At 30.6% G+C, this 21652-nt stretch carries 21 protein-coding genes; 12 read left to right on the plus strand and 9 right to left on the minus strand.

The window, feature by feature from the left end; all coding sequences use genetic code 11:
* The first annotated feature begins 108 nt into the window (after nucleotides 1-108).
* From AC23MC_RS04360 to AC23MC_RS04395, 8 genes are read left to right on the plus strand one after another with little or no spacing between them, the layout of a single operon-like run.
* Complete coding sequence (locus tag AC23MC_RS04360; protein ID WP_487567195.1) at nucleotides 109-1530, plus strand: hypothetical protein; 1422 nt, start codon at nucleotides 109-111, stop codon at nucleotides 1528-1530.
* 54 nt (nucleotides 1531-1584) lie between these two features.
* Nucleotides 1585-2673 (plus strand): glycosyltransferase family 4 protein, encoded by a 1089-nt coding sequence (locus tag AC23MC_RS04365; protein WP_487567196.1) that lies wholly within the window; start codon nucleotides 1585-1587, stop codon nucleotides 2671-2673.
* A complete protein-coding gene (locus AC23MC_RS04370) occupies nucleotides 2670-3803 on the plus strand; it encodes a glycosyltransferase (protein ID WP_487567197.1) in 1134 nt (377 codons plus the stop codon). The genes AC23MC_RS04365 and AC23MC_RS04370 overlap by 4 nt, the downstream gene beginning before the upstream one ends.
* Before the next feature lie 17 nt (nucleotides 3804-3820).
* Nucleotides 3821-5161 carry an O-antigen ligase family protein gene (locus AC23MC_RS04375; RefSeq protein WP_487567198.1) on the plus strand — a complete coding sequence of 447 codons (1341 nt, stop codon included), beginning with the start codon at nucleotides 3821-3823 and terminating at the stop codon, nucleotides 5159-5161.
* Complete coding sequence (locus AC23MC_RS04380) at nucleotides 5158-6108, plus strand: glycosyltransferase family 2 protein (RefSeq protein WP_487567199.1); 951 nt, start codon at nucleotides 5158-5160, stop codon at nucleotides 6106-6108. The genes AC23MC_RS04375 and AC23MC_RS04380 overlap by 4 nt, the downstream gene beginning before the upstream one ends.
* A complete protein-coding gene (locus AC23MC_RS04385; protein WP_487570630.1) occupies nucleotides 6105-7688 on the plus strand; it encodes a hypothetical protein in 1584 nt (527 codons plus the stop codon). Before AC23MC_RS04380 ends, AC23MC_RS04385 begins: the two co-directional genes overlap by 4 nt.
* Before the next feature lie 40 nt (nucleotides 7689-7728).
* Nucleotides 7729-8754 carry a glycosyltransferase family 4 protein gene (locus AC23MC_RS04390; RefSeq protein ID WP_487567201.1) on the plus strand — a complete coding sequence of 342 codons (1026 nt, stop codon included), beginning with the start codon at nucleotides 7729-7731 and terminating at the stop codon, nucleotides 8752-8754.
* Nucleotides 8755-8814: 60 nt separating this feature from the next.
* Nucleotides 8815-10209, plus strand: coding sequence for an exopolysaccharide biosynthesis polyprenyl glycosylphosphotransferase (locus tag AC23MC_RS04395; RefSeq protein ID WP_487567202.1), 1395 nt, complete (start codon nucleotides 8815-8817; stop codon nucleotides 10207-10209).
* Here AC23MC_RS04395 and AC23MC_RS04400 read toward each other — a convergent pair whose 3' ends face one another.
* A complete protein-coding gene (locus AC23MC_RS04400; RefSeq protein ID WP_487567203.1) occupies nucleotides 10210-11322 on the minus strand; it encodes a lipoprotein N-acyltransferase Lnb domain-containing protein in 1113 nt (370 codons plus the stop codon).
* 5 nt (nucleotides 11323-11327) lie between these two features.
* Complete coding sequence (locus AC23MC_RS04405) at nucleotides 11328-12395, minus strand: putative type IX sorting system protein PorV2 (protein ID WP_487567204.1); 1068 nt, start codon at nucleotides 12393-12395, stop codon at nucleotides 11328-11330.
* A gap of 182 nt (nucleotides 12396-12577) precedes the next feature.
* Here AC23MC_RS04405 and AC23MC_RS04410 point away from each other — a divergent pair, with 182 nt between their 5' ends.
* Together AC23MC_RS04410 and AC23MC_RS04415 are read left to right on the plus strand one after the other, a co-directional pair.
* Nucleotides 12578-13309 carry a CDP-alcohol phosphatidyltransferase family protein gene (locus AC23MC_RS04410; protein WP_487567205.1) on the plus strand — a complete coding sequence of 244 codons (732 nt, stop codon included), beginning with the start codon at nucleotides 12578-12580 and terminating at the stop codon, nucleotides 13307-13309.
* 21 nt (nucleotides 13310-13330) lie between these two features.
* Entirely contained in the window at nucleotides 13331-14188 is an 858-nt protein-coding gene (locus AC23MC_RS04415) for a glycoside hydrolase family 25 protein (protein ID WP_487567206.1), read from the plus strand.
* On the opposite strand, the gene AC23MC_RS04420 is transcribed toward AC23MC_RS04415, so the two are convergent.
* From AC23MC_RS04420 to AC23MC_RS04445, 6 genes are all read right to left on the minus strand, one after another.
* Complete coding sequence (locus AC23MC_RS04420; RefSeq protein ID WP_487567207.1) at nucleotides 14189-14530, minus strand: HepT-like ribonuclease domain-containing protein; 342 nt, start codon at nucleotides 14528-14530, stop codon at nucleotides 14189-14191.
* Nucleotides 14523-14822, minus strand: coding sequence for a nucleotidyltransferase family protein (locus AC23MC_RS04425; RefSeq protein ID WP_487567208.1), 300 nt, complete (start codon nucleotides 14820-14822; stop codon nucleotides 14523-14525). The genes AC23MC_RS04420 and AC23MC_RS04425 overlap by 8 nt, the downstream gene beginning before the upstream one ends.
* A gap of 51 nt (nucleotides 14823-14873) precedes the next feature.
* Nucleotides 14874-15614: an LPS export ABC transporter ATP-binding protein gene (gene lptB / locus AC23MC_RS04430; protein WP_487567209.1), complete on the minus strand. Its 741-nt coding sequence runs from the start codon at nucleotides 15612-15614 to the stop codon at nucleotides 14874-14876.
* 232 nt (nucleotides 15615-15846) lie between these two features.
* Entirely contained in the window at nucleotides 15847-16188 is a 342-nt protein-coding gene (locus tag AC23MC_RS04435) for a carboxymuconolactone decarboxylase family protein (protein WP_487567210.1), read from the minus strand.
* A 2-nt stretch (nucleotides 16189-16190) separates the two neighbouring features.
* Entirely contained in the window at nucleotides 16191-17018 is an 828-nt protein-coding gene (gene tatC, locus AC23MC_RS04440; RefSeq protein WP_487567211.1) for a twin-arginine translocase subunit TatC, read from the minus strand.
* On the minus strand, nucleotides 17018-17983 hold the full coding sequence (locus AC23MC_RS04445; protein ID WP_487567212.1) for a KpsF/GutQ family sugar-phosphate isomerase: 966 nt from the start codon (nucleotides 17981-17983) through the stop codon (nucleotides 17018-17020). The genes tatC and AC23MC_RS04445 overlap by 1 nt, the downstream gene beginning before the upstream one ends.
* Before the next feature lie 86 nt (nucleotides 17984-18069).
* Here AC23MC_RS04445 and recQ point away from each other — a divergent pair, with 86 nt between their 5' ends.
* A complete protein-coding gene (gene recQ, locus AC23MC_RS04450; protein WP_487567213.1) occupies nucleotides 18070-20265 on the plus strand; it encodes a DNA helicase RecQ in 2196 nt (731 codons plus the stop codon).
* Between the two features lie 48 nt (nucleotides 20266-20313).
* Here the strand turns inward: recQ and AC23MC_RS04455 are convergent, their stop codons facing one another.
* Nucleotides 20314-20556 carry a hypothetical protein gene (locus AC23MC_RS04455; RefSeq protein WP_487567214.1) on the minus strand — a complete coding sequence of 81 codons (243 nt, stop codon included), beginning with the start codon at nucleotides 20554-20556 and terminating at the stop codon, nucleotides 20314-20316.
* Nucleotides 20557-20585: 29 nt separating this feature from the next.
* On the opposite strand from AC23MC_RS04455, the gene AC23MC_RS04460 reads away from it, so the two are divergent.
* The gene (locus AC23MC_RS04460) at nucleotides 20586-21638 is read left to right on the plus strand and encodes a DUF2891 domain-containing protein (protein ID WP_487567215.1); all 1053 of its coding nucleotides are present in this window, start codon (nucleotides 20586-20588) and stop codon (nucleotides 21636-21638) included.
* Nucleotides 21639-21652 lie beyond the last annotated feature (14 nt).

Genomic DNA, 21652 nt, shown 5'->3' on the forward strand with positions numbered 1-21652 from the left:
AAATAGTAATGATGTGTTAAAAATCAATTATATAGGATTCTAGTATAAAATCATTACTTTTCCGGTCGAAATCAAAAATGACACTTTTAGTGAAAAAATAAAAAACTAATGAAAATTGAATTTCTTAAAAAATTAGACACATCTATTTATATATTAATAATTGGATTTATAGTACTTCTAAAATTCATTTCTTATGTCGTATATCCTTATGTTGGCGGAGACGGTGTTTGGGCTATGAGTCAAGCATTTTCTTATTATAACGGCTTAACAGATAGTAGTATTTTTGCTCATGAGTATCTGGGAAACATTTTTACTATTCATTTACTCGATTTTTTTTATTCAATTTGGTTTAAATTATTTGGTGTAACCACATTCTCATTCATTTCTCTGGAATTTTGTATAATAATTCTAATAATAGCATTGTGGGCTTATTATGCCTATAAAGTAGAAAAACTTAGAAATTTGTTTTATTTATTAATTTTAGGATACATAGTTTCTAATTATACATATGTATTTAGACCTGAAAATTTTTGTATATTGATAATTTCAATTGCAATTGCCTTACAATTATTAGATTTAAATAAAAATTTAAAAATATTTCTATTTGCTCTTTTGTGCGTCTTTTGCGGTCTAATTCATCATATTGGAGGTTTATTTTTCTTGATTCTAATGTTGTATTATTTTTTTGGCAAGGAAAAGAAATACCTAGATTTTTTGAAATTTTGTTTTTTTGGTATTGTAATATCATTAATTTTAACAAAAGGAGAAATTTTTAATTATTTATTACTGCCCACAAAGTATAAATCGGAAGTAAATAATCATCTTTCAGGAATTCATTTTAATTTGTTTTTTAAATTTCTGGTATATTCCGGACCAATTATAGCCCTTGTTCTTTATTTGTATAGAAAATTGTTTACTAAAATTGATTTTCTTTTCATATTTTCAGTGATTATTTTATTGTGCTTTTTCGGACGAAGTTATTACATGCCGTACCTATATACCTTGCTATTATTTTTGGCAGTTTTCAATTATAAATCCACCAACAACCTAGCCTTTTCAAAACATAATACTTTTTCTATTATTTTAACGACTTCATCTATTTTCTATTCGTTTTTTATTCTTTTTTTCATTCCGTTTTTGTTGATTTTTTGTACACCCAAAACAAGTTCAACTTGGAAAGAAGTTGCAAAAACGATGAAAGAGGAAAAAACATATTGGAAAGAAAATAATAAATATTTCGTTCCAACTGAATTGTCATTAGATGTTTACGATAATAAACAATCAAGATTGCTATATAATTTTATGTCGCAAAATGATGGAATACAAGATGTTTCTAACAAAGTTTTCTATATTACTAATAAAGATCAATTAAAATGGATAACAAAAAATTTTGAAACCACCTCAAAAAAATGTAAAGTTGTAGATTTAGTTGAAGAAACTGAAGGACATATTGTGGTTTCGAGTATTTATAAATTCAAAATAAAAAGACAATACAATATTGGACTTTGGAAAGTTGAATTTATTGATTAATTCAATTAGTTGAATAGTTAGAAAAACGAGCTTAAAATAGTATTAAAAAATAAGTTGAAAAAAATTACTTTTATAACATCAGAATTTCCACCTTTACCCGGAGGTATCGGTAACCATGCCTATTTTTTATCTAAATATCTTCAAAATGCTGGTTATAGTATAACTGTATTAACAGATTTTAGAGAACCAAATGCAGATAATGAGTTTGATAAAAATCAAATTTTTAAGGTAGAAAGAATTCAACGAAATGCATTTACTTATATAAGTAGAATTGTAAAAGCTTTTAAATTATCCTATGATTCAGAAATTATAATTGTATCAGGAAAGTTTTCTTTATGGTTGGGAGCATTGTTAAAATTAATCTTTTTGTCAAAAAAAGTAATTACTGTAATCCATGGTTCAGAATTAAAAGCAGGTGGTAAAGTTTCTAAATTGCTGACTCAATTGAGTTTAAAAAAAATGGATAAGTTAGTTGCTGTTTCACAATTTACAAAATCTTTAATTTTACAGATAAATCCAAAATTAACTATTGAAGTAATTAATAACGGAATAGAAATCGAAGAATTAGAATTTGAACAATTGCCCGAGTTAAATTTTGAAAGTAGAATAAATTTAATAACTGTTGGTAATTTAACCTACAGAAAAGGTCAACAAAATATTATTAAAGCTTTACCATTTATTAAAACTAAATTTCCCTCAATTCATTATCATTGCGTTGGCATTACCACCGAATTAGAAAGTTTTACTAGTTTGGCAAATAAATTAAACGTTTTGGAAGACATTACATTTCATGGAGTATTAACAAATGAGAAAAAGAATAGTCTATTAAAAAAATGTTCAATTTTTTGTATGTTAAGTAGTGTTTTAAAAAACGGGGATGTAGAAGGATTTGGAATTGCGGTTTTAGAAGCAAATGCTTTAGGATTACCGGCAATTGGTTCAAATGATTCTGGTATTAAAGATGCTATTGAAAATTATTCCAGTGGTATACTAATAAATCCAACCGATGAAGCTGCGTTTGCAAAAGCGATTCATGAGATTATTTCTAATTATAACGATTATAGTAGTAATGCAAAAAAATGGGCAAAAAAGTTTCAATGGGATGTAATTAGTAAAGAATATGAAAAAGTTATAAACTCATGAAGAGAAATAAATTGGTAATAATCTCTCACACAGAGCATTATCTTAAAGATGGTGAATATGTAGGGTGGGGGTCAACTATTAACGAAGTAAACTATTTAGCCGATTATTGGAATGAAGTAGTTCATGTAGCTTGTTTACACAAAACCAAAGCACCAAACAGTTCGCTTCCTTACACAAAAAATAATATAAAGTTTTCACCTATTCCAAATTATGGAGGAGATAGTTTTTTAAGTAAAGTAAAAATCATTTCAAAAGCACCAAGAATTTTATATACTATTTATAAAAATTCCAAAGGAGCTTCAGAAATTCAGTTAAGGTTACCAACTTCAATGGGGCTTTATTTATTACCTTTTTTTAAATTTTTTATGCCACGAAAATTTACTTTTTGGGTAAAATATGCTGGTGATTGGGGACAAAAAAATCCTCCATTAGCCAATAAAATTCAACGCTATTGGTTAAAAAAAAATTGGTCTGATTGTAAAGTTACAATTAATGGTTTTTGGCCAAATCAACCCAAACATTGCTATTCGTTTGAAAATCCTTGTCTAACGCAGAGTGATATAACTGCGGGAAGAATAATTGCTCAAAACAAGAATTTTTCTAAACCCTTTACCTTTTGTTTTGTTGGAAGATTTGAAGATGTAAAAGGAGTTTCTATACTTTTAGAGGCGTTAAAAAAAATCCCAACAGAAATGATAAATAAAATTCATCTCATTGGTGATGGTCAAAAAATGAATAAATATATGATAGAAGCTCAGGAACTAGGCAACAAAGTTATATTTCATGGGTTTTTAGAGAATAAAGAGTTACATCAGTTTGTATCCAGTTCTCACTTTTTACTCCTTCCAAGCAAAGCAGAAGGATTTCCAAAAGTGGTTGCAGAAGCAGCTTGTTACGGAACTATTTCTATTGTTTCAAATGTTGGGAGTATTAGTCACTATATTGACAAAAACAATGGCTTTTTATGGGATATAAATGACAAATCTGTAAGTTTTGATGATGTGTTTACTAAAGCAATTTATACAACCCCAAATGAATTAAAACAAATATCTATTAATGTGATTAATTTAGCTGAATTATTTACTTTTGATAACTATCTAAATAAATTAAAAATAAATATGTTAAAATAGAGAATTTTAATAAAAGAATGACTTCACAAGATACACCTATATTATTAAAACCTGCTAAGCATAATTTCTATTTACTTAAGGATAGATATCATTTTATATTGATTTGTTTGATGATTTTTTCCTATTTCTATAATCTTCCGGTAATTGGTTATAGCGTTTCAGGAGATAATGAACTAAGGTTATATGATATTTTAGGTATATATGTGTTGTTTATTTTTGTAATGAATTATTCATTTTATAGCCATGTCATCAAAAAAACACCAGTCTTTAAATGGTTTTATTGGTTTGTTTTATGGTGCTCAATCACAATTTTAATCACTTTTTTGTTTAGTATTTTTAAAGATAGACTTTTAAGATTTTTACAATCGGTTTTATATTTATATCATTTATGGGTATTTTTTGTAACTGCAGTCTTATTCTATGTAATGTCTTTTAATCGTAAAAACTTGATTCATTTTGTTTATCTATTACTTTTTTGTTCGTTATGTTCTGGTGTAATTATAATTTTACAAAATTTGGGTTTTATACCTTTTCTTTGGAATAGATCTTATGAAGTTTCTTATGCTGGATTCTTGTCAGGAACGTTAGGTCCAAATAAGATTGTTTCAGGAATGTATTCTATGATTATGGCAATCTTTTCTGTAGGTTTACTTTTTAATAAAAAACATTCCGTTAGTAAAATTTTGCTTATCGCCGTAATCATCGTTAACCTTTACGTGTTATTGTTATCCGGTTCAAGAACTAGTTATGTTGGATTAATTGTATTTATTGTTTTCTTTTCTTTTTATAAAACGTCTGGATTTTTATTTTTCGCCATATTTTTTGGTTCTAGTTTTATGTTTCTTCTCAATGTTAACGAGGGAATAAATGAAAAAGTTATGGAGGTTATTGAAGGAAGAGTTGTGAATAAAATTCAAAGTGAAGAAGATTTGGAAAATGCAAACGTTGAAACTTTATATGAAGATCTTGGCTCAGGAAGAAGTACATTGTCTTTAAAATACATCGACTATTTAGGTAATAATCCTGAAATTATTCCCTTTGGACAAGGTTTTAATAATCGATTATTAAAAGGATTTTCTGCTCATAACATGTATTTAAACCTAATAAAAGAGCTTGGCTTGGTTGGTTTCGTTATGTTCTATGGATGGTTAATTCATTTTCTTCTAATTTCCTTTAACAAGAATAGCGGATATTCATTAGCTTTAAAGGGATTAGTGCTCTCTATGCTTGTTACTTTATTTTTTGGGGAGCATTTGTATATTTACAGACCATTATTTGCTATTTTGGGGTTATTTTTAATAGTTACAACAGCTTTAATTTCATTTCTCCATAAAAACGAATTTAATCAACAACAATGAAAAATAATGTTGCAATAGTAATACCTTTTTACAATTCATCTAATTTAATTTTGGAAGTTGTTAAAAACATTCCGGACTTTATTAGATATGTAATAATTGTAGATGATTGTGGGAAAGAGGAAATTCCGAAAGAACATATTTTAAAGCTTAGCAACCCATTGACAGAATATGTTTTTTTAAAAAATGATATAAACTTAGGGGTAGGTGGAGCAACTAAAACGGGCTTTGGTAAGGCTATTGAGTTAAATGTAGATTTGGTTGTAAAAATAGATTCCGATAATCAAATGGATTTAAATTATCTGCCTTTAATGATCGAATCAATCATTAATAATCAAGCAGATTATGTAAAAGGAAATCGGTTCAGAGATTTAAATGCTCTAAAAAAAATGCCTTTTGTTCGCAGAATGGGCAACTTAGTGCTTTCATTTTTAATTAAAATTGCTACTGGTTATTGGAATGTTTTTGACCCAACAAATGGTTATTTTGTCATAAAATCTTCCTTTTTAAAACAATTGGATTTAAGTAAATTATCCAATCGATATTTTTTTGAAACATCATTAATTGCAGAACTATTTTATCTAAAAGCAAGAATAAAAGATATAGCTATGCCCGCAATTTATGCAGATGAAAAATCAAGTATGAAGGTTTGGAAAATGCCAATAATATTTTCTTGGAATCTATTGAAATTATTTATAAAAAGAATCATTAAACAATATTTTTTATATGATTTCAACATAGGGTCTGTTTATCTTTTTTTTGGCTTTCCTTTGTTTTTTTTCGGAATAGTGTATGGTTTTTATAATTGGGTGTATTATTCAAGTCTTAATATTTTAGCCCCCACCGGAACCATAATGTTGGTAACACTTTCAATAATATTGGGTTTCCAACTACTTTTACAGGCTATACAATACGACATAATTCAATCTCCAAAAGTAAATCAAGAATGACAGTAAAAAGGTGGCTATTGGTTATTATTCTAAACTTGACCATTGCATTTGGTTTTTTTTGGGAACAAAGAAATGCTGGAGTAGATGAAATTTCTTCTGATTTAGCTAACATTATTCCAGTTTGTCAAAAAATTGACAATCCGGAATTGTTTAAAAATGATTTATATTTAAGTGAATTAGATGATGTTCGTTACTATACTCCTTTTTTTGTGCAAACTTTGCGAGCAATAAAACATAGCTTAAATGTGGATTATATCCAAGCTCTCAATGTTTTGTCATTTTTTACACATCTTTTTTATGGGATTTTTTGGTTTTTACTTTTCTATAAATTAAAAAATGACTTTTGGTTAGCTCTTCTATTTTCCCTTTTTATTAGAGGTGTTCTCTGGCCTCCGGGTGGAGAATTGTTGGGTATTTCAAATCTTTGGACAATAATGCCAAGAACTCTTCATATGGCTTTTTTACCAATTCCTTTTTTGCTTTATGTTTCTCTAAAAAAATATAATCTCTTTTTTGCTTTTTTTGCTTTGGGTCTAATTTTTAATTTTCACCCTGTAACAGGTCTTGGCACTGTTATTTTAGGTTTTGTAGCATTTATAGCCCAAACATATTTTGATAAAAAACTTTTTTCTAAGGAGTTTTTCAAAAGTTTAGTTATTGCATTTTGTGCATGTTTACTAGGAATGCTGCCCTATTTGTTGACCTATTTTGGAAAAGTTGAAAATGATGTTGTACTTGATGAAGTGATTTTTCAAAAGGCTTTACGAGCCAGAATTTCGAGTAAATTTTTTGATCCTATTTTCTTTTTAAAATTCTGGCACGGTCAGTTGTTATATTTTTTTGTTGCTTGTTTTGCACTCTATTATTTCTTTGATAGTTCAATAAAAAAAAGAAATTTTAAAATTTTGTTTTGGATGGCTTTGAGCGTATTTGTTCTCTCCAATCTATCAGTTTATGTAGAACAAGTAGTAAATGAATGGTTCGGAAAAAGCTTGAGAATGTCGTTCCAATTGATTCGCTTTCAAAAACTAATTTTAGTAGTTTTTCAATTAAGTTTATTCTTTTTAGTAGTTGAATTGTTTCAGCGATTTAAATGGAACCAGAAAATTAAAACAGGTTTTTTTGTTGCTTATCTGTGTATATTAGTTCTATCTTCTTCAAAAATTCTTTCTGGAGTTCCACTTGTTTCAGATGATTTGACTACTTCGATTTTGCCAAGAAGCTTTCATCTAAATAATAATTTCAAACCTGATTACGATTTAAATGAAATGATGAAATATATCAATCAAAACACAAATCAGGAAAGTGTTTTTTATGGACCCTATCTCATTAGAACAGGAGCAGAAAGAGCTGTGGTTTTAGATTCTAAAGGAGCAAGCATGTTAATAGAAGGAAATATTCAAAAATTGTCAGATTGGTACCTAATGCTACAAGAATTTAAAACACACAAAGAACCAAAAGATAAAGTCGATTTTTTAAGAAAAAATAAAGTTAATTATATTTTAGATAATACTGATTTTTGGATTAATTTGCCCGTGCAAAAGCAAATAGGAAAATATAAATTGTATCACATAAATTAATTCCTTTAAATAACTTTACATGCTCAAATATAAATTGTAAATGAATCCAAAGGCAATAAAAATTCTCTACATAGGAAACATATTATCCAAACACGGATTTTCTGCCACAACAATTGAAACACTTGGTCCTTTATTAGAACAAGAAGGTTTTGATGTTATTTATGCTTCCTCAAAAAAAAAGAAGCTGTTTAGATTTATAGACATGTTGTTTAAAACGATCGAAAACGCAAGAAAAATAAGGTATGTTTTGATAGATACTTATAGCACTCAAAATTTTTGGTATGCCTTTTTTGTTAGTCAGTTATGTAGAATTTTGAACCTTAAATTTATTCCAATTCTTCATGGAGGCAATCTTCCGGAGCGAGTTAAAAAATCAGTCTTTTTCTCAAAAATGATTTTTAATCATGCTTATTTTAATATTGCTCCATCTAATTATTTACTAAAAAACTTTGAGCAATTTAATTTTCCAAACCTGATCTTAATTCCAAACTCTATAGAAATTAAAAATTATTCTTTTAAACAAAGAAAAAACGAATCAACACCTAAATTATTGTGGGTTAGATCTATTGACGCGACATATAATCCGGAAATGGCACTCGAAGTTCAACATAATCTAAAAGCAAAATTTCCTGAGGCTAAATTGACTATGGTCGGGCCTTATAAAGGTATAAGCGAACAAAATTTTGATGTAATTATAAAAAAATACAATTCTGATGTTACAGTCACCGGAAAATTATCAAAACCAGATTGGCATAAACTTTCAGAAAATTTCAATATTTTTATAAATACAACGCATTTTGATAATACTCCCGTTAGTATTATAGAGGCTTTAGCACTCGGATTGCCCGTGGTTTCTACAAATGTTGGCGGAATTCCTTATTTAGTTAATCATAGAGAATCTGCTTTATTGGTAAACGATTCTGATAGTCAGGCAATGGTTAATGCTGTAAATGAATTATTAGAAAATCCAGAATTAGCTCAAAAATTAGCTAGTAATGGGCGTAGATTGGCAGAACAATTCGATTGGCAAATTGTTAAAAACCAATGGAAAGAAATTTTAAAATAGCTGATAAAATCCTCTTAAAATTGTTAAATTGCACACTCAATCTAACAACAAGAACATAGAATGAACGGTAAGAAGAAAATTCATTTTGAAGTTTCAGAGAGAAAAATTCTTCTCAGGATTTTTGACGTCCTATTTGTGTTGTTAATGCTCTATATAGTTGGAATAATTTTTAATTTCGATTATTTTTCAATCACTCCCTCCAATTTTTATTGGACAATAGTTTTAGGTGTTTATGTTCTATTAGTTGGATCTGTATTTGAAATGTATAATCTTCAAGTTGCTAGCAATCAATTTCAAGTTATCAGAAGTATTGTCTTAACCTCGTCAACAACAGTATTGTTTTATCTGTTGACACCTTTTTATACGCCAATTCTTCCTTCAAATCGTATTCAGATTTTATATTTTTTCTTAGCAATTTTTTTGGCATTATTCCTTTGGCGAATGTTTTATCAAAAATATTTAGCCTCACATCGCTTCGAGAAAAAAGTTATCTTGATTTCTGAAAAGGAAATGGCAGATGAGTTAATTTCCGGATTAAAAAATATTGATCCACATTATAATATTATTGCTTTTGTTAACACAGATCAATATTCTGATTTTAAAATAAAGAACAAATTTGTTTCCGTACTATCTGTAGAAAATCTTGAAAATTTTGTTTCGAGTAATTCAATTTCAGAAATTGTCATTGCAACGCAAAGAACAGAAGAAATAACTGTTGAACTGTACAACAAACTTTTATTACTCTTAGAGAATGGTTTTACAATTAGAGAATATACGCAAGTGTATGAAAATTTAACACAAAGAATTCCAGTTCAATTTGTAGCCAGAGATTTTTATAAATATTTTCCATTTAGCCGAAGTAATCAAAATCAGTTGTATTTACTTTTTGTGCGTTTTTTTGAAATCGTAATCGCTTTAGCAGGTATTACTGTTGGAATTGTTTTATTACCATTTATTTTGATAGGAAATGTCTTTGGTAATAAAGGTGGACTATTCTATACACAAATTCGAGTGGGTAAAAATGGTGAAGAATTTAGAATTCTCAAGTTGAGAACGATGATCAAAAATGCAGAATCTGCCGGAGCTGTTTTTGCAACTACAAATGATACCAGAATAACACCTTTTGGCAAGTTTCTCCGAAAAAGCAGAATTGATGAGTTTCCTCAATTTGTTAATATTCTTCTCGGACAAATGGCTGTAATCGGACCAAGACCTGAACGTCCTGTTTTTGTAAATGAAATTGCCGAAGTTATGCCTTTTTATCAAACGCGTCACGTTATCAAACCTGGGCTAACCGGTTGGGCTCAAGTGAATTATTCCTATGGCGATTCAATTGATGATAGTTTGATTAAACTTCAATATGATTTATATTACATCAAACACAGAAGTATCTTTCTGGATATTAATATCATGATTAAAACCATTAGTACTATTCTGTTTTATCGCGGACAGTAATTACGATTTCAGAAGCCGAATTCTTAATCGTAAAAGAATCAATACAACCAAAATCATAATCGGAAGCATTAAAAATAAATGAGCTTTGTTGAGTATGAATAGGAGGTAAGCCACAAAACAAAATAATATAAAGTAGAAAAATCGATTAAACCAAACTACATTTTTCTTTACAAAAGAAATTACTATTCCAATCAAAAAAGGATTAAACAATAACACATTATAATTCTGAGAAATTTCTCTGTGTAACGAAAAGAATCCCACCGTAGAAAGAAAAATTCCTAGTAGACCTATAATCACCAGAAAAGTTAGATAAACTTTATTTTTGTTGGAAATTAAAATCAGAACCAAAAATAAAATAAATGTATAAATCGAATTCCACCACGATTTTGAGTGCAATGATTTATCTTGTTCAAACAAAACAATTGAGTTTTGAGCAATGCGTTCGTTATTACTTTTTGATACTTCTAAACTTTTTAATAATTCTATTGGTAAAAAAAGTTGCTCGGCCGCTTTATCCGTTCGATAGCCAAACATGATATTGATTCCCAATTTTTGATAAAAAAGATTATCCATAAACGGATTCAACACATGACGATAGCTTTCGGTTGTGTTACCAACTTTCGCTATACTCGGTTTTTCTAATTGATTATTGATTTGATCCACCACCATTGTAGTGCAATTTTTATCAATAAATTTATAGATGTAAAATCGTTCATCGGAATAAAGCATTTTTTCTAAATTGTCAACTAATTGCTGCTTTTGAATTGGTGAAAGATTTAATTCTTGTTCATAAACGCTTCTGTTCTCCATTCTATAGGAATACATGAAACCTTCAAAAGAACCTTTACCAACATAATATTCTAAATCACCTTTTACAAATTTTAGATAAAAATTGGGTGTATCAAAATCAAACATACCAAAATTATACACCGCATCAACACCTCTTGAATTATCTTGAATTCGAATGGCAGTATGACCAAAAATGGAATGTAGTTCTTCACCACTTCCACACGTTAAAACACTAATTTTTGCTTCGGAAGACAATGGATAATTCTGTCCGAAACTCAAAAAACTGCAAAATAAAAGAAGGAGAAAATGTAATTTTATTTTCATTCAAATTATCTAAAAATTCCTAAATCAACTTTTATCGAAAAAATATTGGAATACAAGGCTGCACTCTGGTCGCCAATGTCTGTTAGAGCATAATCAACCTGAATTCCTTTGTATTTAAAACCTAATCCAATGTTGGGTTGAAAACCAATTTTTTCAGTATTATCAATCTGCATTACGTTTTGAAAATTTCCAACACCGGCTCTAAGGAAAACCAAATCGGTATAACCAAATTCAAATCCCAAAGCGGGGTCAATACTCACAAAATCGGTAGAAATAATATCGTTGGTTTTAAAAAACTGCATGTTTAAGTTAAACGCAGCTAAAATGGAATAATCATAGCGGTATTCAAATTTTCTGGAAATTCCGAGTTGAGCTTTTGGTAAGGTAATTTCGGTGCTTTCGGGCAAATCTTGATTTTCTCCGGGAATTGCATTGGAAATTTTTTCAAATTCTTCTTCGTCAATGTTCCAAATGTTATAAGTGGTTGTAATATCACGAACCATTAACCCAACTTTCCAATTATCGCGTTCAAACTGAATTCCCACATCAAGTCCAAATCCCCATGAATTGGCAAAATCGCCAATAATTCTCCTGATTACTTTTGCGTTAACACCATATTGCCATCCCGGAACTTGCAAACTTCGTGCATACGAAAACGTAGCTCCATAATCGGCGGTAGAAAATTTGCTTATTCGGTTGTAATCAATATTTCCTTCACTATCAATTAGTTGGGTTGTGTTTAAAATGTCATCCACACCAAATCGAATTAAGGAAATTCCCCACGCACTTCGGTCATCAATGGGCATCGCAAAAGCGGCATAGTCATATTGGGCAATGTTTGCAAAATAGCTGGCGTGCATCAAAGCTCCTTGACTGTCTTCTAAAAAAACCAATCCTGCCGGATTCCAATAGCCTGAATTCACGTCAGAAGTACTTGCCGTAACTGCATTAGACATTCCCAAAGCAGCAGCATCCACACCAATACTCATAAATTCGTTTGAGTATTTTCGGACAGCTTGACTGTTAGCCAATATAGGAATAAGAAGTAAAGCAAAAAATAAGTTTCTTTTCAAAGCAAAATTTTATTTTTCAAACTGAAATTTGCACAATTTTTTCCAAAAATAGGAATTTTTAGCCTGTTTCATTACAACATTTTACGAAATAAAAAACATTGAAATTGCGAGCCTAAAAATATCAATTAAAAAACGCACTTGTTTCTCACTTATTGTATTAAATTTGTTTTAAACCTTAAAAGATGAATATAAAAGCAAAAATCCCTAATTTTATAACGTTACTTAACTTGTTATCAGGCTGTATAGCAGTAGTTTTTGCTGCCCGAGATCAGTTTGAATTGGCTTTTTTCTTTGTATGTTTAGGTATATTTTTAGACTTTTTTGATGGTTTTTTTGCTCGTCTTTTCAAAGTGCAAAGTCCGTTAGGCGTGCAATTGGATTCGTTAGCAGATATGGTTACTAGCGGTCTTGTTCCCGGTTATGTAATGTTTAAAATGATTTTTAATTACCAAAATCAAGGTGTTTCTTCCTTAGATGAATATTTTCCAACAAACCATATTTTACCGTTAGTTGGTTTTTTTATCACTTTAGGCTCTTGTTATCGATTGGCAAAATTCAACATAGACACCAGACAAACCGATTCTTTTATTGGATTGCCAACACCTGCGAATGCACTTTTTATATTAAGTATTCCATTAATTATTGCTTCTACTGAAATAACTTTTCTCAAAGAAGCTCTAACAAATCCTTATATTTTAATGGCAATATCGATGCTGAGTGTTTATATGATGAATGCAGAAATTCCGTTGTTTTCTCTTAAAATGAAAAATTTCTCATGGCAAAACAGCAAATTTCAAATTATATTTTTGGTTTTAGCAGTTATTTTATTGATAACACTAAAAATTGTTGCATTGCCATTAATTATTTTGCTTTATGTTTTGATGTCGGTTATTCAAAATAAAATGACTTCTTAAACGTTTTGTTGTTCATAAAGTATGGCAAAGCAAATTAGACGAAAACCGATCACAAGGCGAAAACCATCCAAGAAAAAGACTTTTTTCTCTGGAAAAGTTATAGGTTTTAGTATTACATTTTTAATTTTATTATTTATAGGAATATCAGCGTATCATTATCGTGATGCATTGGCCTATTATTTTAGTTTTCGTTCCAAACATCAAATAGAAAATGACAATGCTACAAAAGTAGAAGAAGCCAGAATTTTTCAGGTTTTAAAACGTCATGAAAAGAAAGTTTTTGGTTTTGATGTTTCCGAATACCAAGGAAAAATAGCTTGGGAAGAAATTAAAACCATTGAAGACACATTTCAGTTGAAGTTTGTTTTCATCAGAGCTACCGCCGGAAATAACAAAGTAGATAGCCGATTTAAGCAGAATTGGAAAAATGCAAAAGAAAATGGTTTTGTGCGAGGAGCTTATCATTATTATAGACCAAACGAAAATTCTATTGAGCAAGCCACTAATTTTATTAAAACAGTAAAACTGCAAAAAGGTGATTTTCCACCGGTTTTGGATATTGAAAATTTACCAAAAACACAATCAATTGATAGTTTAAAGGTAGGATTGAAGCGATGGTTAACTAAAGTTGAAAATCATTACAACGTAAAACCCATCATTTATTCCGGCGAAAGTTATTATAAAGACTTTTTAGCCGATGAATTTGAAGGCTACACTTTTTGGATAGCCAATTATAATTTTTTTGTAGAAGATATTAAAGACCATTGGGCTTTCTGGCAATTTACAGAAAAAGCGACAGTTCCCGGAATTCAAGGTCCGGTTGATGTTAATATTTATAACGGAACGCCAAAGATGATGAATTATATGGTTTTGCATTAATTAAGAAAGTTGTGAATCCACTTCTTCTTTTAATTTGGGTAGATGATTTATTAAAATAGACCAAATATTTTCATCAGAAACATTGTCATAAATATGAATTACGTGATTGCGTAATCCAATAATTGATTTGCAATCAGTAATTTTTTCTAGATAAATTGATTCTTTTTTTACAATTCGATTTAATGCTTCGCCAATTATTTCTAGATTTCTTTCTACAGCTCTTTTTTTCATAGTATTTCTTTTATACTCTGAAAAGTCATAACCGGATTCAAAGAAAAAAGATTCAATTTCTTCAATAGCTAATTTGATGTCATAAAACCATTTTTCAATACGTTCATCCATAAATCAATTGTTTATTTTTTTCTATGGATCGAATCAGAACTGGGTTTTTTAAAGATTGTTCTTCCACTAAATCAATTTCTCGATTAAGTATTTTTTTTAAACTTTCTCTAAAACTCATATAATTTTGAAAATATAATTTTAAGTCAAAAGTTTTAAATTTTACCAAGAAATCAACATCGCTATTGTCGTTAAAGTTGGCTGTGTTTGCGGAACCAAAAAGATATAAAGTGTCTACTTTGTGTGTTTTACAAAGTTTAGCAATGGCTGATTTATGTTGATTTACAGAAAACATAGACCAAAGGTAAAAAATAAATAATAGTAATTGTGTAAGATTTAGAAAGTTTTAAAACTCCAATTTCTTTTTTCGTAATTCGAAATTTTGTCCTAAATATACTTTTCTCACCATTTCGTCGGCAGCCAAATCTTCAGGAATTCCAGCTTTTAGGATTCCTCCTTCAAACATTAAGTAGGTTTTATCAGTAATGGCTAATGTTTCTTGAACATTGTGATCGGTGATTAAAATTCCAATATTTTTATTTTTCAATTGAGCCACAATTCGTTGAATGTCCTCTACTGCAACAGGGTCAACTCCGGCAAAAGGTTCATCTAAAAGGATAAATTTTGGATCGGTTGCTAAAGCTCGTGCAATTTCAGTACGTCGACGTTCACCTCCCGAGAGTAAGTCACCTCGATTGGTGCGAATATGTTCCAAACTAAATTCGGCAATCAAACTTTCCATTTTAGCTTCTTGCTCTGCTTTAGAAAGTTTAGTGAGTTGTAAAACACTCAGAATATTATCTTCAATACTCAATTTTCTAAAAACAGAAGCTTCTTGTGCCAAATAACCAATACCGTTTTGAGCACGTTTATACATTGGAAAATCAGTGATTTCCATGTCATCCAAGTATATTTTACCGCTGTTGGGTTTTACCAATCCAACAATCATGTAGAAAGAAGTGGTTTTTCCGGCTCCATTTGGGCCCAATAAACCAACAATTTCTCCTTGATTTACTTCTACAGAAACGCCTTTTACAACACTTCTGCCTTTGTAGGTTTTAACGATATTTTCGGCTCTTAATTTCATAGTTTAATTTGTCAATTTGTCAATTTGTCAATGTGACAATTGAGAAAACAGTGTGTAAAAATAGAAATTTTATTTTCAGTTCAAATTTTATTGTTTTTTGATTAACATTTGGTAATGTGTCAATTTGATAATGTGTCAATTAGCCAATTATTCAAAGAATTGAAAAATAACTCTAATGAATCAGGTATTCAATTGCCACATTGCCTCATTGTCAAATTGCCTCATTGGCACATTATTTCTCTAAAGCTTCCCAGAATTCATAAGCTCTTCGCAAATGAGGAATTACAATCGTGCCGCCAACCAAAGTAGCAATTCCCATAGCTTCCATCATTTCTTCTTTAGTAATTCCGTGTTTGTAGCTTGTTTCTAAATGGTATTTGATACAATCATCGCATCGCAAAACAGCAGAAGCAACTAAGCCTAATAACTCTTTTGTTTTTACATCCAACGCACCTTCAGCATAGGCATTGGTATCTAAGTTGAAAATTCTCTTGATGACTAAATTATTGTCAGCCAACAGTTTTTCATTCATTTTAGAACGATAATCATTAAATTCCTGAACTAAATCTGACATATTTACTGTTTTAAAGTTGATTGTTTAATTTCTTTTTTAACAACAAGTGCACTAATTAAAATACTAATTTCATATAAAACCATAATAGGGATTGCTACAATTACCTGACTAATAACATCCGGAGGAGTAATTATGGCAGACAAAATCAATACAATTACCAATGCATATTTTCTATATTTTCTCAAAAAAGAAGGTGTAACTAATCCTAATTTTGTTAAGAAGTAGATTAATATTGGCAATTCAAACAATAATCCACAAGCTATAGATGAGGTTTTTATCATGCTCGTATAGGATTCCAAATTAAACTCGTTTACAATTTCTGAGCTGGCACTAAATGACCCAAAAAAGAACACTGATAATGGCGTGATAACGTAATATCCAAACAAAACACCAAGAAAAAATAATAAAGACGAAATTATAATAAAAGCTTTAGCATATTTTTTTTCTGTTTCATATAACGCCGGACTAATGAATTTCCAAATTTCCCATAAAACAAAAGGAAATGCAGCAATAAATCCAACCGTTATACAGGTCCAAATTAAAAAGGATACTTGCCCGCCCATATTCGTGTTTTGAATTATGAAGGGCATTTTTACATTGCAAATATCAACACTTTCTAAACCAAAAAACTGAGTAATTTCGCAAAAAAATTGATAGGTAACAAAATTTGGATCTTTCGGAGCAAACAGAATTTGTTCAAAAATAAAATCACTTACAAAAAAAGCCGCACTTGCAAGTATCAATATGGCAGAAGTACTTCTGATTAAGAGCCATCTCAACTCTTCCAGATGGTCTAAAAATGACATTTCTTTCGGACTACTAGTTGCCATTATACAATTCCTTCTTTTAAAATGTCATGCAAATGTATTACGCCTTTATAGGAATTGTCTTCTGCTACAATTAATTGTGTAATCGAAAAATCTTCCATGATATTTAATGCTTCAACCACCATGTCGTTAGGTTGAATCATTTTTGGATTTTTTGTCATAATATCTCGAGCGGTAATTCCGGTGATGGTTTCGGTTTTGCTCAGCATTCTTCTAATATCGCCATCAGTAATTATTCCGATAATTTTATCATTTTCAACTACGGCAGTTACACCAAGTCTTTTTTCAGAAATTTCAAAAATAACAGTCTGAACATTTGATTCAGGAGAAACAGTTGGTTTTTTAGATTCATCCAACATGTCTTTCACACGAAGCAAAAGTTTCTTGCCTAATGCTCCTCCGGGATGATATTTCGCAAAATCTTCACCTTTAAAGTCTCGCATTTCCATCAAACAAACAGCTAAACAATCACCCATTACCAATTGTGCAGTAGTGCTGTTGGTTGGAGCCAGATTGTTCGGGCAAGCTTCTTTTTCCACAGTTGTATCTAAAACAAATTGAGAATTTTTGGCTAAGAAAGAAGTCAGATTTCCTGTCATTGCAATTAAAGTATTGCCAAATCGGTTCAAAATCGGAACCAAAATTTTAATTTCAGGACTATTTCCACTTTTAGAAATACAAATCACAATATCATCCGGTTGAACCATCCCCAAATCCCCATGTACAGCTTCAGAGGCATGTAAAAACATAGACGGAGTTCCGGTAGAATTTAAAGTAGCTACAATTTTTTGAGCAATAATGGCACTTTTTCCAATTCCGGTAACAATTAAACGGCCTTTTGATTTGTAAATTAACTGAACACTTTCTACAAAATCATTTGTAAGTAAATCAGCCATTTTTGAAATGGCTTGACTTTCAGTTAAAATGGTTTCTTTTGCAGTCGCTAAAATTTTTTCTTTTGTAATCAAAACGGATTGTATATAAAATTTGTATGAATAAAAGAAAGTTGTATCTTTATGGATGCAAATTTAAAATAAAATACCCATACATAAGAATGAATCCCAACGAAATTGACATTCATAAGGAATTAAAGAAGTATTTTGGTTTTGATCAGTTCAAAGGTCTTCAAGAACAAGTTATCAAAAGTATCCTGAATAAAATAAATACTTTCGTGATTATGCCTACTGGTGGAGGTAAGTCATTGTGCTATCAACTACCGGCATTATTTCAAAATGGAACGGCAATCGTCGTTTCTCCATTAATCGCTTTAATGAAAAATCAGGTGGATGCCATACGAAGTGTTTCTTCTGAAGATGGAATTGCCCATGTATTGAATTCATCGTTAACTAAAACAGAAATTAATCAAGTAAAAAAAGATATCGTTTCTGGTATAACAAAGTTATTGTATGTTGCACCTGAATCATTAGCAAAAGAGGAATATGTTGAATTTTTAAAATCAGTTCCCATTTCATTTGTAGCTATCGATGAAGCTCACTGTATTTCAGAATGGGGTCATGATTTTCGTCCGGAATACAGAAATCTTAAAAATATAATCAAACACTTAGGCAATGTTCCTGTAATTGGTTTAACAGCTACTGCAACTCCAAAAGTGCAGGAAGATATTCTCAAAAATTTGGATATGTCCGATGCCAGAACATTTAAAGCATCGTTCAATCGTCCGAATTTGTTTTACGAAGTACGTCCGAAAACCAAAAATGTTGAGTCAGATATTATTAAATTTATAAAACATAATAAAGGTAAGTCCGGAATTATTTATTGTTTGAGTCGTAAAAAAGTTGAAGAAATTGCTCAGGTATTACAAGTAAACGGAATTAGTGCCGTGCCTTATCATGCCGGTTTAGATGCCAAAACCCGTGCCAAACATCAGGATATGTTTTTGATGGAAGATGTTGAAGTGGTTGTCGCCACAATTGCTTTCGGAATGGGGATCGACAAACCGGATGTTCGTTTTGTGATTCATCACGATATTCCAAAATCACTCGAAAGTTACTACCAAGAAACCGGTCGTGCAGGACGAGATGGAGGAGAAGGACACTGTATGGCCTATTATTCCTATAAAGATGTTGAAAAACTAGAAAAATTCATGTCAGGAAAACCTGTTGCTGAGCAAGAAATTGGTTTTGCATTGCTTCAGGAAGTCGTGGCTTATGCCGAAACATCCATGTCACGCAGAAAATTTTTACTCCATTATTTTGGCGAAGAATTTGATAACGAAACCGGCGAAGGTGGAGATATGGACGACAATGTGCGAAATCCAAAACCAAAAGCAGAAGCAAAAGATAATGTCGTTAAAGTCCTTCAAGTGGTTCGCGATACCAAACATTTATATAAATCAAAGGAAATTGTTTTTACCTTAATGGGAAAAATAAATGCCGTAATCAAAGCTCATCGAACAGATACTCAAGACTTTTTTGGTTGCGGAAGCGATAAAGATGAACGCTATTGGATGGCTTTAATTCGTCAGGTTTTAGTGGCCGGATTATTGAAAAAAGATATTGAAACATACGGAATTTTGAAATTGTCTCCGGAGGGTGCTGCTTATATAAAAAATCCAACTTCGTTTATGATGACAGAAGATCATGAATATAGCGAAGAAGAAGATGAAGCCATTGTAACTGCTGCAAAATCAACCGGAACTGCCGACGAAGCGTTGATGGCTATGTTGAAAGATTTGCGTAAAAAAGAAGCCAAAAAGTTAGGCGTTCCTCCGTTTGTGGTGTTCCAAGATCCATCATTAGAAGATATGGCTCTAAAATATCCAATTTCAATTGAAGAGTTAAGCAATGTTCACGGTGTTGGCGAAGGAAAAGCAAAAAAATACGGAAAACCTTTTGTCGATTTAATCGCTCGGTATGTTGATGAAAACGACATTATTCGTCCGGATGATTTGGTTGTAAAATCAACAGGAGCGAATTCTGCCAATAAATTATACATCATTCAAAACATTGACAGAAAATTATCCTTAGAAGATATTGCTAAAGCAAAAGGTTTCACAATGGATAATTTGTTGAAAGAAATGGAACAAATTGTTTATTCCGGAACAAAATTAAACATCAAATATTGGATTGATGAAATTTTGGATGAAGATCAACAAGAAGAAATTCATGACTATTTTATGGATTCTCAAACCGATAAAATTGAAGATGCTCTAAAAGAATTTGATGGCGATTATGATATTGAAGAACTTCGATTAATGCGAATTAAATTTATTAGTGAAGTAGCAAATTAGTTTTCAGTCGCAGTTTTTAGTACTCAGTTACTGAACACTAAAAACTGCTCACTGCTCACTAAAAATTTCTCCTCGATGAGGTTTCAAAGCATCCCGAACGGCAATCATATTTTCATCGGTTACAACCATAAAAGCGATGGCTTGCATTTCATTATAGATTTCAAATCCGGTAATATTTAATTGCAATTTTTCGGCTTGAATGAATTCTTTTAAATGAATTTCATGATGTTCCGCCGTTTTTGCCGAAGCCGGACCTCTAAAGTCCCAAATTAATTTTATCTTTCTAGACATTTTTTTTATTGCAAAAATAAATTCATTTTATGAAAAACTACTTCTTTGGTTTACTTTTATTTTCTTTTGCAATGAATGCACAAAAGCTTTCGTTGGAACAAGCTAATCATTTAGCAACGCTTCCGCTAAAGTGTTTGCAACAAGAATATCCCAATAAGTTGAATCAGTTATTACTAGATTCAACCGAAATTCATTCACCCAAAAAATTGCATCCTTCTTTTTACGGTTGCTTCGATTGGCATTCGTCTGTGCATGGACACTGGAGTTTAGTTTATTTGTTGAATAATTTTCCGGCTTTAGCAAATAAAAATGAAATTATTGATAAATTAAAAACCAATTTATCGAAGGAAAATATCCAAACAGAAGTGAACTATTTTTCAAAAAATCACGAAAAATCCTTTGAACGCACTTATGGTTGGAATTGGTTGTTGAAACTGCAATTAGAATTAGAAATCAGTAAAGAACCTTTCGCAAAAGAATTGGCTCAAAATCTCAAACCATTATCCGATTTAATAATTGCTCGGTATGCTGAATTTTTACCAAAGCTACTATATCCGGTTAGAGCAGGAACACATAATAATACAGCATTCGGACTCACATTTGCATGGGATTATGCGGTTTATTCAAACAATAAAGATTTTCAAAATTTAATTTCTGAAAATGCCAAACGTTTATTTCTAACAGATGAAAACTGTCCGTTAAATTGGGAACCAAGCGGAACTGATTTCCTTTCACCTTGCATGGAAGAAATCGGAATAATGAGTAGAATTTTACCTGAAAAAGAATTTTTAATTTGGTTGAAAAAGTTTAATAAATCGATGTTCAAGAAAGATTTTTATTGGGAAGTTGCCCGAGTTTCAGACAGAACCGATGGTCATTTGGTTCATTTGGATGGATTAAATTTTAGCCGTGCTTGGAATTTTTATCATTTGATAAAGTTATATCCAAAGCAATTTAATCATCTAAAACCGCTGGCTGAAAAACATCTAAATTTTTCACTTCCTTCCGTTGTTGATGGAAATTATGAAGGTGAACATTGGTTGGCCTCGTTTGCGTTAAGAGCATTTGCGGAAATAAAATAAAAAATTAAACTTAA

This window comes from Flavobacterium sp. T50_26, assembly GCF_057652995.1.